This is a genomic window from Comamonas sp. HJ-2 (assembly GCF_053615495.1).
This window is the reverse complement of the sequence record NZ_JBSIFD010000012.1, coordinates 73,532-88,908: the sequence shown is the minus strand read 5'-3', so window position 1 is coordinate 88,908 and position 15,377 is coordinate 73,532. Positions and strand designations below refer to the sequence as shown.

Genomic DNA, 15,377 nt, shown 5'->3' with positions numbered 1-15,377 from the left:
TCGCTTCATGGATTTTCTAACGCTCGCCATCATTGTCACCACCGTGCTCTACGTGCTCAAGAAGCAGGAGCAGCGTCAGCACACCCAGCTTCTGGCCCAGCATCTGGCACGCTTTCAGATCGAGAAGCTCATGGCCAATCTGATGGAGGGATATCTGCGTGTCATCGGCGAGAAGGATGCGCAGAGGCGTGAACAGATCTGGCCCGTGCTGGCCAATACCGAGAGCAGTCTGGTGAGCCAGTTTCAGCGTTTCGCGGATGAGTTCGCCACCCTGCCGGCCGAGCAGACGCGTGCCAGTACCCTGCCGCTGGCGCTGCCCTATATGACCAGGGTTCTGCCTTCGGCCACCATGGATGTGCGCGAGACCATGAAGCTTCATGCCCAGGCGCTGGCGGCCGCCCGTGTGGGGGATGCGGCTGACGAGGAGGAGCGCAAGCGCCGAGCCTTCACCATGACGGCCGAGCTGATGCTGATGCAACACACCTGCCACTGGTTCTGCCGCAGCCGCACCGTTGCCTCCATGCGCTTGCTGGCGCGTCACAAGACGGCTTATGAACAAGTGCTGCAGTCTGTGGCCCCAGCCACCCTCAAGGCCTACGACAGGCTGGTGAAAGCCCGTAACTGATCCTCTGCCAGACCTGGAGGCAGTTTTCGGCAGGGATGTTTTCCGTCTTGACCCTGCCATAGTCGATGTGAACAATGGTTTTCATGAAAAACCTGTTGAGCACATTGGAGCCGCTGCTAGCAAGACTTCCTGTGACTGCATCGATACAGCTTCCCTCGGGCGAGCGTATCGGGCCTGAACACAGTGCGGTTCAACTCATTTTTCGCTCTCCCAAGGCTGTTGCGGCGCTGCTGGACGGCCAGATCGGCTCGATTGGTTCGGCCATCGTCGAGGGCTGGGTGGAGGTCAAGGGCAGCTCCCGCGACATCATGGCGGCAGCGGCCGGGCTGTTGCGCGGTGATCCGGTCGGTCATACGCCCTCCTGGCTGGGGCAGACGGTCTCCAAGGCCAGGTCGCTGGCGATGCACACGCTGACCCGCGATGCGGAGCAGATTCAGTTTCATTACGATCTCTCCGACGACTTCTACGCACTGTGGCTGGACCCGCGCCGCGTCTATTCCTGCGCTTACTACAAAGAGCAGGGCATGAGCCTGGCGCAGGCGCAGGAGGCCAAGCTCGATCACATCTGCAGAAAGCTCAAGCTCCAGCCCGGAGAACGCTTCTGGGACATAGGCTCTGGCTGGGGCGGACTGGTCTTCTGGGCAGCCGAGCATTACGGCGTGCAGGCCCACGGCATCACACTGTCGCGCAACCAGTTCGATCATGTGCAGCGTCTGATTGCCGAGAAGGGCCTGCAGGGCAAGGTTCAGGTCGAGTTGCGCGACTACCGGCAAATGGGTGATGTGGAGCCATTCGACAAGATCGGCTCAGTCGGCATGTTCGAACATGTGGGAAGTGCCAATCTGCAGGAATACTTCGAAACCATTTATTCCATGCTCAGGCCCGGCGGACTGGCCCTGGTCCATGGCATCACGGCGGGCGGCGTCAGCAATGTGGAGCTGGGTGCCGGCATGGGCGAGTTCATCAACCGCTACATCTTTCCCGGTGGAGAGCTCATGCATGTCAGCCGCGTGCTGCATGATCTGGCGGCCAGCGGACTGGAAATGGTGGATACCGAGAACTTGCGCCCGCATTACGCGCGCACGCTTTGGGCCTGGTCGGATGGGTTGGAGGCCAGGCTGGGCGAAGCTCAAATCATTTTGCAAGCCCAGTACGACGAGGAAAAGGCCGCCAGGGCTTTGCGTGCCTATCGTCTTTATCTGGCGGGCTCGGCCATGGGCTTCGAGCATGGCTGGATTGCGTTGCATCAGATGCTGTGCAGCAAACCCGATGGCGATCTGCGCAGCGGTGCGATGGCGGGTGCGCAGAGCGGCTATCCTTTCAACCGCGAATACATCTACCGCTGAAGGAATCGCTCCATGCCCTACAAATTCAAATCGCGTGCCACGGCAGACCTCATCATGCTGGACGCCAACGGCCGCAAGCTGCTGGAAATCATCGGCAAGTCTCCCGATGAGGTGCATGGCATCATCACCGTGGAGCAGATTCCGGCCGCGATCGTCGCGCTGGAGGCTGCAGCCGCCGAAGATGCGGCCAGACGTGCGCAGCCGCAAGACGAAGCGCAGGAGGAGGATGCCGTGCCTGCAAATCAGGACGGCGTGGCCCTGGGCCAGCGCATCGTGCCTTTTGTCGACATGCTCAGGCGCAGCGCCGCCGATGGCAAGGAAGTGACCTGGTAAGCGGCCTTCTTCGGTCGCCCCATGCAAAAAAGCCTGCAGATGCAGGCTTTTTTGCGTTGAACGGATCGTGCGTTCTCAGTCGGCGTAGATGCCGGCGGCCTTGATGACCTTGCCCCACTTGGCGATTTCGGCTTCCACAAACTTCTTGTGGCCCGCAGGGTTGGTGCGGTCGTCGGTGGCAATCACGGCACCCAGGGCTTCCTGGCGCTTGATGAACTCGGGGTCCTTGAGCGAAGCCTTCATGGCCTCGTTGATCTTTTGCACCACATCGGCAGGCGTGCCCTTGGGGGCGTACAGACCGTGCCAGATGGTCACGTTGAAGTCCTTCAAGCCCAGGGACTGCAGCGTGGGCAGGTCCTTGAGTGCAGGCGTGGTCAGAGGCTTGGCAGTGGTCACGGCATAGGCCTGAACCTTCTTGGCGGCAATCTGCGAAGTGGTGTTGGTGGTCTGGTCGCACAGCAGGTCCACCTGGTTGCCCATCAGATCGGCAATCGCAGGAGCTGCACCCTTGTAGGGCACGGGCGTCATGTCCTGCTGCAGCGAGGCCTGGAACATCAGGCCGCACAGGTGCGATGCCGAGCCCACGCCGGCGTTGGCCAGATTCACCTTGCCCTGGTTCTTGCTGACCCAGTCCTTGACTTCGGCGAAGTTCTTGGCGGGCAGAGTGGGGCGGCCGATCAGCGTCATGGGCACATCGTTGATGATGCCGGCGTACTCGAAGTCGTTGAGTACGTTGAAGGACAGCTTGCGGTACAGCGTCGGAATGGTGGACATGCCGATATGCGTCAGCAGCAGCGTGTAGCCGTCATTGCGTGCACGTGCGGCCTTGGCCGTGCCAATCGTGCTGCCGGCACCGTCTGCGTTGTCGATGACGATGGTGGCATTGTTAAGCTGCTTGCGCATGGATTCGGCCAGGTCGCGAGCCACCTTGTCGGTGGGGCCGCCTGCCGTGAAAGGCACGATGATCGTGATCGTCTTGCCAGCGGCTGGGTAGCTGTCGGCATGGCTGCTGATGGCTGCGGTGGCGGCCAGAGCGATGGTGGCGATCTTGAAAATAGTTTTCACAGTGTCTCCCTAAAAATAATGTGCAAGCAGACCAGGACGGTTGACTTGTCGTGACGTAAAGCCGGATTCTAGGTAGCGCTAATCTGTGGGGTTTTTGTTATTTTCTAAGTGTTATCCCTTGATGGAGCGGGCGATCACATTGCATTTGCGTTAAAGCAAACCGATTGCCTGTCGCGTATTGGCGACACATGTGCAGGGGCTTGGCCAAGCTCAAGTCCCAGTACAAAACCTTTAGGTTGCAGAGCCAGTCGAATGCCGGCAGCTCTTCAGAGCTTCACTGATAGGAGCGTGCGTCCTCGATCACCTTGCCGTCATTGGGCAGGCTGCCGGGAGACACCATCTGCACTTCGCCACGCAGCTTGGTGACTTCGCGCAAGGCGTCGATCACCTGCAGGGCAAAGCCCGGTGCGGTTTCCGTGGTTTCAACCAGCAACTGCATCTGGTCGTTGGCCATCTCACCCGTCACCACCAGCCTGGCCCTGACGATTTGCGGAAAGCGCTTGACGACCTCGGCCACCTGTTTGGCATGCACGAACATGCCGCGCACCTTGGTGGTCTGGTCGGCGCGGCCCATCCAGCCCTTGATGCGGGCATTGGTGCGACCCGTGGGGCAGGTTCCCGGAAGATAGGCCGAGAGGTCACCCGTGCCAAAGCGGATCAGCGGATAGTCGGGGTTGAGCGTGGTGATGACCAGCTCGCCCACCTCGCCCTCCGCCACAGGGTCGCCGGTTCCGGGGCGCACAATCTCCACGATCACGCCCTCGTCCAGCACCAGACCTTCACGGGCGCTGGTCTCATAGGCAATCAGGCCCAGATCGGCCGTGCCATAGCTCTGGTAGGCATCTATGCCATGCTCGCGCATCCATTGGCTGAGCGAGGGGGGGAAGGCTTCGCCGCTGACCATGGCCTTGGTCAGGCTGGGCAGCTTCACTCCCATCTCCAGGGCCTTTTCCACAATGATTTTCAGAAAACTGGGCGTACCCACATAGGCTGCAGGCCGCAGATCAGCCATGGCCTGCACCTGTTGCTCGGTCTGGCCCGTGCCGCCCGCGAACACCGTGCAGCCCAGGGCCTGGGCGCCGGTTTCCATCATCGATCCGGCGGGCACGAAGTGATAGCTGAAGCAGTTATGCACCAGCTCACCAGCCCTGAAGCCTGCGGCGTACATGGAGCGGGCCATGCGCCAGTAGTCGGGGCGGCGGCTTTCGGGCTCGTAGATGGGGCCGGGGCTGGAAAACAGCCTGGGCATGTCGTGGCCAAGGCCAATGGCATTGAATCCGCCAAAAATCTGCTGCGGACGCTGTGCGGCCTGGCGCTCCAGCAGCTCGCTCTTGCGCGTCACAGGCAAGGTGGCCAGCGCTGCGCGATTGGTGATACGGGATGCATCCACACCTTTGAGAATTTCGGCAAAAGCGCTGGAGCGCTGCTGTGCATGGGCAATCTGCAGCGGCAGGCTGGCCATGCAGTCGGCTTCGCGCTGTTCGGGGCTGCGGGTTTCCAGGGCATCGTAGAAATCACTCATGGCAAATCCTGTAGAGAAAATCTGCAAGCAAAACGGAAGTCAATGGGCGCAAGCTAAAAACTGGCGCGCACCAAGCCAGAGACAGCGAGCAAGCGCAGCCGCGCAGCGAGGCTGTCGTCCCCCTGGGAGGAAGGCGCGAAGCGCCTCAGGGGGCAGCCATCAGGCCAGCCAGCGTTTTCTGCGTTTGTAGCTCTTGACGTCCTTGAAGCTCTTGCGCTCGCCGCCGCCCACGCCCAGATAGAACTCCTTGACGTCCTCGTTGCTGGCCAGATCCTTGGCGGAGCCGTCCATGACGATGCGCCCGCTTTCCATGATGTAGCCGTAGTCGGCGTATTTGAGCGCCATGTTGGTGTTCTGTTCGGCCAGCAGGAAGGTGACTTTTTCCTTGCTGTTGAGGTCTTTGACGATGTGAAAGACCTCGTCCACGATCTGCGGCGCCAGGCCCATGGAAGGCTCGTCTAGCAAAACCATACGCGGGTTGCTCATCAGCGCACGGCCGATGGCACACATCTGCTGCTCGCCGCCCGAGGTGTAGGCAGCCTGGCTGGTGCGCCGGGTCTTGAGGCGCGGGAAGTAGTTGTAGACCTTCTCGAGATTGGCTGCAATCTCGCCCTTGTCCGTGCGTGTGTAGCTGCCGGTGAGCAGGTTTTCTTCGATCGTCAGGTGGGCGAAGCAGTGGCGTCCTTCCATGACCTGGACCACTCCGCGCTTGACAAGTTCGGCGGGCGAGAGGTTGGCGATCTGCTCGCCCTCCAGCGTAATGCCGCCCTTGGTGACTTCGCCGCGCTCGCCTTTGAGCAGGTTGGAGATGGCGCGCAGCGTGGTGGTCTTGCCTGCGCCATTGCCGCCCAGCAGGGCCACGATGCTCTGGTGGGGTACTTGTAGCGAGACGCCCTTGAGCACCAGGATCACATGGTTGTAGATGACCTCGATGCCATTGACTTCCACCAGCGGTGCGGTCTGGGCAGAAGTGGAAACTGTGTGCGCGATATCGGTCATGCGGTCACCTGATAACTCAAAATAGATAGCTGTCTGCACTTTATGGATAAGCGCTCGAGGCTGATTTTTATAAATCCGGTTGCGACGAGGCGGGCCTTGGTCAGAGACATCAAGCAAGGACCTGGGCAGGCCGCGCCGTCGTCCCCCTCAGGCGCTTGGCGCCAGTGAGGGGGGAAGGCGTGAATCGCCTCAGGGGGTGCAGGTTCTTACCTTGACGTTCTTTTCCTTGGCGTACTTTTCCGCAAATTCCTTGTAGAGCGGATCGACCATGGACTTGTCGGCCTGGTACCAGTCGGAAGTCACCTTGAACCTGCTTCCGTCCCAGGTGGCAATACGGGCCCAATCGGCGCCCAGGTGGTTGTCGCAGCTGGTCTTGAAGGGGCGGATGATCTTGCCGAAGCCCAGCTCGTTCAGGCGTTCCTGCGTCATGTTCAGGTTCTCCAGGCCCCAGCGCACCTGCTCGGGTGTCATGACCTTGCCCTTGCCGAACTTTTCCTGAGCGGTGCGGATGGCCTCAACCTGCAGCATGGAGATCACCATGCCGCGAGTATGTGCCAGCTGGCCCAGTTCCTTGGCGTCCTTGGCCGTGCCCTGACCCTTGTCGTAGAGCATGGACTTGATGTCGCCATGCACCTTGTCGCTCTCGGCCGTGTTGTGGATGGTCACCGTGTTGTAGCCCTTGGCGCCGGCACCGATGTCCTTGACGTCATGGTCGGAGCCGCCCCACCAGACGGCATACATCTTCTCGCGGGGGTAGCCCGTGGCCTGCGCCTCACGCACGGCCGTAGGAGTCATCACGCCGGCCGACCACAGCAGCACATAGTCGGGGCGGTTCTGGCGGATCTGCAGCCAGGTGGATTTTTGCTCCACGCCGGGGGCGGTCACGGGCAGCTTGATCAGCTCAAAGCCATCCTTGGCGGCGCGCTTTTCCAGCAGCGGAATCGGCTCCTTGCCATAAGGCGAGTCGTGATAGACCAGAGCGATCTTCTTGCCCTTAAGGTTGCCTTTTTCCTTCTTCAGAATGTCCTGCACGATGGAGTCGGCGGCTGTCCAGTAGTTGCCCAGCAGCGGGAAGTTCCACTCGAAGACCTTGCCGTCCACGGACTGGGACAGACCATAGCCTGGGGTGACCACCGGCACCTTGTCGCCGGGAGCCTTGTCGGTCACGGCAAAGGTGATGCCGGTGGACTGGGTGTCAAAGCCCGAGGCGCCGCCGTCCTTGTTCTTGAGGCGCTCGTAGCATTCCACACCCTTGGCCGTGTCATAGGCGGTTTCGCATTCCTCGAATTTGATCTTCACACCGTTGACGCCACCCTTGGCATTGACCAGCTTGAGGTAATCCTGCTTGCCGTCCGCCCATGGAATACCCAGGGGCGCGAACTGGCCCGTGCGATACACCAGCAGAGGCACGAACTGCTCCTGGGCCTGAGCCGCAGGCGAGGCCATCAAGGCTCCCATGCCTGCAGCAACAGCAGCGGCAGCAATCGCAACTTTCTTGAACATCATCGACTGTCTCCTTGGGTTGTATGGGACGCTGTCCCGGTTGCAGGCACTCTGCGGTGTCTTGTAAATAAATCAGCTATCTCTCAATCAAGCACTCAGCAATTCAGGGGCACCGAGCAAGAGCCGCCTCGCGGCGGAGCCTCCCTGGCGAAGGTACCGTCCCCCTTGGGAGAAGCCGCGTCAGCGGCACAAGGGGGAGTCGTCAATGCGGAAACGGCCAGACGCGCAGCTTCTGACGGGCCGTGGCCCAGAGCTTGGCCAATCCGTGGGGTTCCACAATCAGGAAGAACACGATGAGCGCACCAAAAATCATGTGCTCGAGATAGGTCGCCGTGGCAGTGGACAGCGGCAGGCCCAGCCAGTGGGGCACCTGGTTGAGCAGCAGCGGCAGCAGCACGAAGAAGGCGGCGCCGAAGATGCTGCCCACGACCGAGCCCAGGCCGCCGATGATGATCATGAACAGCAGCTGCAGCGAGCGGTCCAGGCTGAAGGCCGCGGGTTCCCAGGCGCCCAGGTGGACAAAGCCCCAGAGCGCTCCGGCCACGCCGACGATAAAGCTGCTGACCGCAAAGGCCGACAGCTTGGCGTAGGTGGGGCGAATGCCGATCACTGCAGCTGCCACGTCCATGTCGCGCATGGCCATCCATTCACGTCCTACCGAGCTGCGCACCAGATTTTTGGCGGCCAGGCCGAGCAGACAAAGAATCGCCAGGCAGAGCAGGTACTTTTCCATGGGCGTGTCGATGGCCCAGCCCAGAATGGCCAGGGGCTTGGCGCTGACCGAGCCGGAAGAGGAGTTGTTCGTCACCCAGGCCGCGCGGGTCGCCAGCCAGTCCACAAAGAACTGGGCGGCCAGCGTGGCCACGGCCAGATACAGGCCGCGAATGCGCAGGCTGGGCAGACCGAACACCACGCCGAACGCCATGGCCACCACGCCACCGCCCAGAAGTGCTACCAGCAAAGGCATGCCTTCAATGCGGGCCTGCAGGTTGTAGGCCGCATAGGCACCCACGGCCATGAAGGCGGCGGTACCCAGCGAAATCTGGCCGCAGTAGCCGACGAGGATATTGAGTCCCAGCGCCGCCAGCGACATGATGACGAAAGGAATCAGAATCGCCTGAAAGGTGTAGTCGCTGGCAATGAAGGGAATGGCCAGGAAGGCAAAGGCCAGCACCAGCAGGATGACCCAGCGGTCCTGCGCGACGCCGAAGATCTGCTGGTCTGCCGCGTAGCTGGTCTTGAACTGGCCGTTTTCACGATAAAACATATTCTTGTTCTCCCTGTTCAGACGCGGTCAATGATCTTGTCGCCGAACAGACCTTGGGGTCGTACCAGCAGGAAGCAAAGGGCCAGACCATAGGCAAACCAGGTCTCGATGCCGCCGCCCACCATGGGGCCGATGTAGACCTCGGAGAGCTTCTCTCCCACGCCGATGATCAGGCCGCCGATGATGGCGCCGGGCAGTGATGTCAGGCCGCCCAGAATCACCACGGGCAGGGCCTTCAGGGCCACCAGCGACAGCGAATACTGAACGCCCAGCTTGCTGCCCCAGATGATGCCGACGACCAGAGCCACGCCGCCGGCCACCGACCAGACGATGACCCAGATGCGCGACAGCGGAATGCCGATGGACTGGGCGGCCTGGTGGTCGTCGGCCACGGCACGCAGCGCGCGTCCGGTTTTGGTCTTCTGAAAGAAAAGACTCAGGCAGATCACCAGGATGGCGGCGATGCAGGCCGCATACAGGTCTTCCAGGCTGATCATCACGCCGCCCTGAAACAGGCTGTCCATGATGAAGACGGGGTCCTTGGGCATGCCTACGTCAATCTTGTAGACCTCGCTGCCAAAGACCATGGGGCCGAGGCCGTCGAGCAAATAGGCAATGCCCAGCGTGGCCATCAGCAAGGTGATGGGCTCCTGATTGACCAGATGGCGCAGGGCCAGACGTTCGATCACCCAGGCCACGCCCACCATCAGAGCCAGGGTGACGACGATGGCCAGCAGGTTGCCGACCAGCCCCGGCTCCAGGCCCAGCCAGCCGGGAATCCATTGCGAAAAACGCGCCATGGCCAGGGCCGAAAACAGCACCATGGCGCCTTGCGCAAAGTTGAAGACACCAGAGGCCTTGAAGATCAGCACAAAGCCGATGGCGATCAGTGCATACAGCGTGCCCACCATGAGGCCGCCGAACAATGTCTCTAAGAAAAATCCCATGACTGCTCCTTCAGTGGCCTGCGCCCAGATAGGCGCGGATCACGTCTTCGTTGTTGCGTACTTCATCGGGAGCGCCGTCGCCGATCTTCTTGCCATAGTCCAGCACCACGACACGGTCCGAAATGTCCATGACCACGCCCATATCGTGTTCGATGAGCACGATGGTGGTGCCGAACTCCTCGTTCACATCGAGGATGAAGCGGCACATGTCCTGCTTTTCTTCCACGTTCATGCCGGCCATGGGCTCGTCCAGCAGCAGAACCTGAGGTTCCATGGCCAGGGCCCGGCCCAGGTCCACGCGCTTTTGCAGGCCATAGGGAAGCTGGCCCACGGGAGTCTTGCGATAGGCCTGGATTTCGAGAAAGTCGATGATGTGTTCGACGAACTCGCGGTGCTGCATTTCCTCGCGTTGCGCAGGGCCGATGCGCAGGGCCTGCATGAGGATGTTGCTCCGGATCTTGAGGTTGCGGCCGGTCATGATGTTGTCGATCACGCTCATGCCCTTGAACAGCGCCAGGTTCTGGAAGGTGCGTGCGACACCCATCTCGGCCACCTGGCGGCTGTTCATATGACTGAAGGTCTGGCCGCGAAAGGTGATGGAGCCTTCGGACGGTGTATAGACCCCGTTGATGCAGTTGAGCATGGAGCTCTTGCCGGCGCCGTTGGGGCCGATGATGGAGCGGATTTCGTGCTCTTTGACATTGAACGAGATATCGGTCAAGGCTTTGACGCCGCCGAAACGCAGACTGATGTTCTTGATGTCCAGAATCACTTCGCCGCTGGTTCTTGTATTCATGAAAATTCCTCTCAGGCGGCAGCCGGGTGGAGCTTGGCTTCGACGATGGTCAGCGTGGCGCTGACGCTGCCCGTGCGGCCGTCCTCGAACTTCACAAGGGTCTCGATGAACTGCTGCTGCTTGCCGGTGTAGAGCGCATCCACCAGCACGCCGTACTTGTCGGCGATGAAGTTGCGGCGCACCTTGCGGGTGCGGGTCAGCTCATCGTCATCGGGGTCCAGCTCCTTGTGCAGCACCAGAAAGCGCGCCACCTGGGTGTCGGCCATGCCGGGCTCGCTGGCCAGGTCGGCGTTGACCTTGTCTATGCAGTCGGCCACCAGCTCCAGCACCTTGGCCTTGCTGGCCAGGTCCACATAGCCGCCGTAGGGCAGGCCCTGGCGCTCGGCCCAGTTGCCCACGGCCTCGTAGTCGATGTTGATGAAGGCACAGACCTCGTCCTTGCCATGGCCGAAGCAAACGGCTTCCTTGATATGCGGGAAGAACTTGAGCTTGTTCTCTATGTAGTTGGGCGCGAACATGGCGCCGCGGCTGGTCTTGCCCACATCCTTGGCGCGGTCGATGATGCGCAGCTGACCGTTGGCGTCGATCACTCCGGCATCGCCGGTATGGAAGTAGCCGCTGGCGTCGATCACCTCGGCCGTGGCGTCGGGGCGCTTGTAGTACTCCTTGAGCACGGACACACCCTTGACCAGCACCTCGCCATTGTCGGCAATCTTGAGCTCGATGCCTGGAGCCGCCTGGCCCACGCTGGAGAGTTCCACCTGGCGGTCGCGCTGCAGGCAGACATAGGCACAGGTTTCGGTTTGACCGTAGAGCTGCTTGAGGTTGATTCCGATGGAGCGGAAGAAGCGAAACAGCTCGGGGCCGATGGCAGCGCCTGCCGTATAGGCCACGCGGATGCGCGAAAGGCCCAGAGCATTGCGCAGCGGCCCGTAGATGAACAAGCTGCCCAACTGATATTTGAAGCGATCCATGGCACTGACGCTCTTGCCGTCCAGAATGTCCGAGCCTACGCGACGTGCCACCTCCATGGCCTTGGCATACATCCATTGCTTGAGCGGAGAGGCATCTTCCATGCGAATGGAGACCGAGGTCAGCATGCCCTCGAATATGCGCGGCGGAGCAAAGTAGTAGCTGGGTCCGATCTCGCGCAGGTCGATGGCGATGGTCGAGGCGGATTCCGGGCAGTTGATGGTGAAGCCCGCTACCAGCCATTGCGCAAACGAGAACAGATGGTCTCCCACCCAGGCCGGCGGCAGATAGCAGATCACATTGTCGGAAGCATTCAGGCCATCGGTCTGCACGCCGCCGCGGGCAGATTCGCCAAAGCTGGCGTGGGTCTGGCACACCCCCTTGGGCTTGCCCGTGGTGCCCGAGGTGTAGAGGATGACCGAGACATCGTCGGGCGAGACGGCCTGGACCATGGCCTCATAGGCTCCCGCGTGCCGTGCATCCCATTCCTTGCCCTTGGCCAGCAGCTCATCGGTGCTGATGAGTCCGGGTTGGTCATATTTGCGCAGGCCGCGCGGATCGTCATAGATGATGTGACGAATGCCGGGAACGCTCTCGCGCACTTCCAGCAGCTTGTCCACCTGTTCCTGGTTCTCGGCGAAAGCGAACGCGATCTCCGCGTCCTCCATCACAAAGCGCATCTCGGCGGCCACGGCATCCTGGTACAGCGGAATGGGCACTGCGCCACAGGCCTGAACGGCCAGAAAGCCCATGTAGACATGGGGCCGGTTATCGCTGATGAACGCCAGGTTCTGGCCACCTGCAAGCCCCAGCGCGCGCAGGCCGCAGGCCATGTGGCGCACGGTCTGTGCGGCTTCGCGCCAGCTCCAGGTTTGCCAGATGCCATACTCCTTTTCGCGCAGGGCGGGCGCATCGGGGCGTTCTGTCGCGTGCTTGAGCAGCAGTTGCGGGAACGTGGTTGTCATGCCTGATCCTCTTGGTTGGGGTTGGAGCCGCCGCGGCTACCCTTCACGAAAGTCTTGCAGACATGCTATGAGCGACTTTGACGTCAGGATGTCTGTTTGACGACAATTTGAGGGAAAGCCTGCATAGTGAAAATCCGCTGTAACAAATGCTGCTGAAAATGGCGCATTTGCTGCCTCGTGGAAATCCCGCTGTTGCGCCAGCGCGGCTTTGGCAATGCTTCTGGGCATGAGTCAAGAACTGTCCCTGCATCAAAGGCGGCGCAAGCCTTTGAGCTCAGAACTCGATGGCATTCCCTGGTGGCCCGTTCTGTTGCCCATAGAGCGTGAAAACGTGGCACGCGTGCTGCTCGTCGGCGATGCCGAGCCGGGTGACTATGTCTGCCGCACCGGTCGCCCGCCTACCTACTGGTTTGGCGTGGTCGACGGCCTTCTCAAGATGAACACCGAAAGCGCCGACGGAGTCAGCATGACGCTGGCCGGCCTGCCTCCCGGCGGCTGGTTTGGTGAGGGAACGGTCATCAAGCGTGAGCCCTATCGCTACAACGTGCAGGCCATCCGCAAGACTGTTGTGGGCGGCCTGCCCATAGACATGTTCCACTGGCTGCTTGATCACTCCATAGGTTTCAACCGTTTTGTGATGAACCAGCTCAACGAGCGCCTTGGCCAGTTCATCGCGGCGCGCGAGATAGACCGCATGAGCAATCCCGATCTGCGCGTGGCGCGCACTCTGGCCGCCTTGTTCAACCCCTTGCTCTATCCCGGCGTGGGGCAGATTCTGCGCATCACCCAGCAGGAGCTGGCCAATCTGGTCGGCCTGTCGCGTCAGCGTGTGAACGAGGCCTTGTCCGTGCTGCAGTGCGAGCGCGTGATCCAGATCGAGTATGGCGGTCTGCGCGTACTGGACCTGGAAGCGCTGCGGCATGGTGAGTTCTGTGCGTCGCGCAAGGCGCTTGCCTGAGGGACGTCCTATAACCTAGCTCCGCGCTGGAATTGTGGATAACTCTCGCCTCGCGCCCGCGCGTCGCGAGACAATTACGCCCAAATGTCAGTCAAACCTCCTAAAGAGTCCGGCGCCCCTGGTGCTGGCAATTCCTCCGCGCCTTCTGATTCCTCGTCGGCGCGCCCTGTTTTGCGTGCACCGGCCAAGCCAGCCAAGGCCGAAAAGCCAGCGGCAGCCCGTGGCTCCAGGCCCGCTGGCGGCACCGATCGCGGCCCGCGTGGCGAGCGTGGCGCACGCCCTCAGCGTGAGCGCGACGAGCGCCCCCGCGCTTCAGGCTTTGGTCGTCCTGATGGCAGTCGCCCTGCTCGTGATGACGGTGAGCGTCGCGGCGGCTTCTCGCAGCGCGATGAGCGCCGTCCCCGCGCGGATCGCGACGAAGGCGGCGAGCGCCGTTTTGGCGGCGATGACCGTGGTTTCCGCCCCTATGGCGAGTCGCGTGATGGTGATCGCGGTGGCGAGCGCCGCGAGTTCCGTCCTCGTGACGACCGCCCTCAAGGCGGCCGTGACTTTGGTGACCGTCCACGTTCGTCCGGTTTTGGCCGCCCCGACCAGGGTCGCTTTGAGCGCTCCGAAGGCGGCGAGCGTCGTGAATTCCATCCTCGTGACGACCGCCGTGATGAGCGTCCGCAAGGCGGTCGTGACTTTGGCGACCGTCCACGTTCGTCCGGTTTTGGCCGTCCTGAACAGGGCCGTTTTGAGCGCTCCGAAGGTGGCGAGCGCCGTGAATTCCGTCCACGCGACGGCGAACGTCGTGGCGGTGATCGCTTTGAAGGCCGCCGCGATGAGCGTCCTCAGGGTCGTGACTTTGGTGACCGTCCGCAAAACCGTGGTTTTGGTCGCCAAGACCGCTCCGAAGGTGGCGAACGCCGCGAATACCAGCCCCGTGATGGCGAGCGCCGTGGTGGCGATCGCCCGCAGGGCCGCGACTTTGGTGATCGTCCGCAGAGCCGTGGCTACGGTGACCGTCTCGAAGGCCGCTCCTTTGATCGTGACGACCGTCGCGGGGATGCCCGTCGCGGTAACAACCGCCGCAACGACGAGCGTGGTGGCGAACGCCGCGACGAGCGTGGTGGCGAGCCGGAAAAGCGCCATATTCCCGGCTCGTTTGTGTCGGAGGCGACCCGTCGCCCCACCACCGGTATTCGCACCTATCGCCCCGCAGCCGATGGCTCGGACCGTGCGATTCCCGTCAAGCGTGCTCCCGAAGCCGAAGCGCGCCAGGACGACCGTCCCGGTGCCGTGCGCATCAACAAGCGCATTGCCGACATGGGCATGTGCTCGCGTCGCGAAGCCGATGAGTGGGTGGAAAACGGCTGGGTCACGGTCAACGGCGAAGTCGCAACCATGGGCCAGAACGTGGTGCCCGGCGACAGGATCGAGATCGACCAGAAGGCTCAGGAGCGCCAGGACCAGCAGGTCACCATCCTGCTGAACAAGCCCATGGGCTATGTCAGCGGTCAGGCCGAGGACGGCCATGAGCCCGCCGTGGTGCTGATCACCAACGAGAACCGCTGGAACGAAGACCGCAGCAAGACGCGCTTCAACTTCAGCCAGCTCAAGGGCCTGGCTCCCTGCGGCCGTCTGGACATCGACTCCGTGGGTCTGCTGGTGCTGACGCAGGACGGCCGCGTGGCGCGCCAGATCATTGGCGAGGACTCGGAAGTCGACAAGGAATACCTGGTGCGAGTGACCTTCGGCGATCGCGACGTGGATGTGCAGTCCGTCTTCCCCGAGGAAAAGCTGGCTCTGCTGCGCCACGGCCTGTCGCTGGACGAGCAGCCGCTCAAGCCGGCCCAGGTGGACTGGCAAAACCCCGAGCAGCTGCGCTTTGTGCTGACCGAAGGCAAGAAGCGCCAGATTCGCCGCATGTGCGAGCAGGTCGGCCTCAAGGTCGTGGGCCTCAAGCGCATCCGCATCGGCGGCGTGACCCTGGGCAATCTGCCCACCGGCCAATGGCGCTATCTGGCTCCACACGAGAGTTTCTAAGCTCCCCCTGAGCCGCTTTGCGGCTTCCCCCTCTCTCTACGCGCTGCGCGC

Annotated in this window: 13 protein-coding genes; 5 read left to right on the top strand and 8 right to left on the bottom strand. The window is 61.8% G+C overall.

Going from position 1 to position 15,377, the window contains the following annotated elements; all coding sequences use genetic code 11:
* Nucleotides 1–7: 7 nt before the first annotated feature.
* The 3 genes from ACWGXF_RS11540 to ACWGXF_RS11530 all read left to right on the top strand — a co-directional run bounded on the left by ACWGXF_RS11540 (nt 8) and on the right by ACWGXF_RS11530 (nt 2,304).
* The gene (locus ACWGXF_RS11540; RefSeq protein ID WP_003068635.1) at nt 8–625 is read left to right on the top strand and encodes a hypothetical protein; all 618 of its coding nucleotides are present in this window, start codon (nt 8–10) and stop codon (nt 623–625) included.
* A 74-nt stretch (nt 626–699) separates the two neighbouring features.
* Complete coding sequence (locus tag ACWGXF_RS11535) at nt 700–1,971, top strand: SAM-dependent methyltransferase (protein ID WP_081007649.1); 1,272 nt, start codon at nt 700–702, stop codon at nt 1,969–1,971.
* Between the two features lie 12 nt (nt 1,972–1,983).
* Nucleotides 1,984–2,304, top strand: a complete 321-nt coding sequence (locus tag ACWGXF_RS11530) for a DUF1840 domain-containing protein (RefSeq protein ID WP_012840003.1) — start codon at nt 1,984–1,986, stop codon at nt 2,302–2,304.
* Nucleotides 2,305–2,379: 75 nt separating this feature from the next.
* On the opposite strand, the gene ACWGXF_RS11525 is transcribed toward ACWGXF_RS11530, so the two are convergent.
* The 8 genes from ACWGXF_RS11525 to ACWGXF_RS11490 form a co-directional block, all read right to left on the bottom strand.
* Nucleotides 2,380–3,369: a tripartite tricarboxylate transporter substrate-binding protein gene (locus tag ACWGXF_RS11525; RefSeq protein WP_003068642.1), complete on the bottom strand. Its 990-nt coding sequence runs from the start codon at nt 3,367–3,369 to the stop codon at nt 2,380–2,382.
* Between the two features lie 274 nt (nt 3,370–3,643).
* A complete protein-coding gene (locus ACWGXF_RS11520; RefSeq protein ID WP_256628807.1) occupies nt 3,644–4,891 on the bottom strand; it encodes a phenylacetate--CoA ligase family protein in 1,248 nt (415 codons plus the stop codon).
* A 159-nt stretch (nt 4,892–5,050) separates the two neighbouring features.
* Nucleotides 5,051–5,890 carry an ABC transporter ATP-binding protein gene (locus tag ACWGXF_RS11515; RefSeq protein WP_012840001.1) on the bottom strand — a complete coding sequence of 280 codons (840 nt, stop codon included), beginning with the start codon at nt 5,888–5,890 and terminating at the stop codon, nt 5,051–5,053.
* A 189-nt stretch (nt 5,891–6,079) separates the two neighbouring features.
* The gene (locus tag ACWGXF_RS11510) at nt 6,080–7,396 is read right to left on the bottom strand and encodes an ABC transporter substrate-binding protein (protein ID WP_012840000.1); all 1,317 of its coding nucleotides are present in this window, start codon (nt 7,394–7,396) and stop codon (nt 6,080–6,082) included.
* 199 nt (nt 7,397–7,595) lie between these two features.
* Complete coding sequence (locus ACWGXF_RS11505) at nt 7,596–8,660, bottom strand: branched-chain amino acid ABC transporter permease (protein ID WP_003068654.1); 1,065 nt, start codon at nt 8,658–8,660, stop codon at nt 7,596–7,598.
* A 17-nt stretch (nt 8,661–8,677) separates the two neighbouring features.
* Complete coding sequence (locus ACWGXF_RS11500; RefSeq protein ID WP_034362866.1) at nt 8,678–9,607, bottom strand: branched-chain amino acid ABC transporter permease; 930 nt, start codon at nt 9,605–9,607, stop codon at nt 8,678–8,680.
* A gap of 10 nt (nt 9,608–9,617) precedes the next feature.
* Entirely contained in the window at nt 9,618–10,403 is a 786-nt protein-coding gene (locus tag ACWGXF_RS11495) for an ABC transporter ATP-binding protein (RefSeq protein ID WP_003068658.1), read from the bottom strand.
* 11 nt (nt 10,404–10,414) lie between these two features.
* Nucleotides 10,415–12,340, bottom strand: coding sequence for an AMP-dependent synthetase/ligase (locus ACWGXF_RS11490; RefSeq protein ID WP_256628801.1), 1,926 nt, complete (start codon nt 12,338–12,340; stop codon nt 10,415–10,417).
* A gap of 226 nt (nt 12,341–12,566) precedes the next feature.
* Between ACWGXF_RS11490 and ACWGXF_RS11485 the strand changes: the two genes are divergently transcribed.
* Together ACWGXF_RS11485 and ACWGXF_RS11480 are read left to right on the top strand one after the other, a co-directional pair.
* On the top strand, nt 12,567–13,298 hold the full coding sequence (locus tag ACWGXF_RS11485) for a Crp/Fnr family transcriptional regulator (RefSeq protein ID WP_452101943.1): 732 nt from the start codon (nt 12,567–12,569) through the stop codon (nt 13,296–13,298).
* An 84-nt stretch (nt 13,299–13,382) separates the two neighbouring features.
* A complete protein-coding gene (locus ACWGXF_RS11480; RefSeq protein ID WP_256628798.1) occupies nt 13,383–15,326 on the top strand; it encodes a pseudouridine synthase in 1,944 nt (647 codons plus the stop codon).
* Nucleotides 15,327–15,377 lie beyond the last annotated feature (51 nt).

What these genes read in the sequence shown, in the direction of transcription:
- ACWGXF_RS11510 (WP_012840000.1), bottom strand. Translation starts at nt 7,396, where the DNA reads ATGATGTTCAAGAAAGTTGCGATTGCTGCCGCTGCTGTTGCTGCAGGC.
- ACWGXF_RS11535 (WP_081007649.1), top strand. Translation starts at nt 700, where the DNA reads ATGGTTTTCATGAAAAACCTGTTGAGCACATTGGAGCCGCTGCTAGCA.
- ACWGXF_RS11480 (WP_256628798.1), top strand. Translation starts at nt 13,383, where the DNA reads ATGTCAGTCAAACCTCCTAAAGAGTCCGGCGCCCCTGGTGCTGGCAAT.
- ACWGXF_RS11490 (WP_256628801.1), bottom strand. Translation starts at nt 12,340, where the DNA reads ATGACAACCACGTTCCCGCAACTGCTGCTCAAGCACGCGACAGAACGC.
- ACWGXF_RS11500 (WP_034362866.1), bottom strand. Translation starts at nt 9,607, where the DNA reads ATGGGATTTTTCTTAGAGACATTGTTCGGCGGCCTCATGGTGGGCACG.
- ACWGXF_RS11515 (WP_012840001.1), bottom strand. Translation starts at nt 5,890, where the DNA reads ATGACCGATATCGCGCACACAGTTTCCACTTCTGCCCAGACCGCACCG.
- ACWGXF_RS11485 (WP_452101943.1), top strand. Translation starts at nt 12,567, where the DNA reads ATGAGTCAAGAACTGTCCCTGCATCAAAGGCGGCGCAAGCCTTTGAGC.
- ACWGXF_RS11495 (WP_003068658.1), bottom strand. Translation starts at nt 10,403, where the DNA reads ATGAATACAAGAACCAGCGGCGAAGTGATTCTGGACATCAAGAACATC.
- ACWGXF_RS11530 (WP_012840003.1), top strand. Translation starts at nt 1,984, where the DNA reads ATGCCCTACAAATTCAAATCGCGTGCCACGGCAGACCTCATCATGCTG.
- ACWGXF_RS11505 (WP_003068654.1), bottom strand. Translation starts at nt 8,660, where the DNA reads ATGTTTTATCGTGAAAACGGCCAGTTCAAGACCAGCTACGCGGCAGAC.
- ACWGXF_RS11540 (WP_003068635.1), top strand. Translation starts at nt 8, where the DNA reads ATGGATTTTCTAACGCTCGCCATCATTGTCACCACCGTGCTCTACGTG.
- ACWGXF_RS11520 (WP_256628807.1), bottom strand. Translation starts at nt 4,891, where the DNA reads ATGAGTGATTTCTACGATGCCCTGGAAACCCGCAGCCCCGAACAGCGC.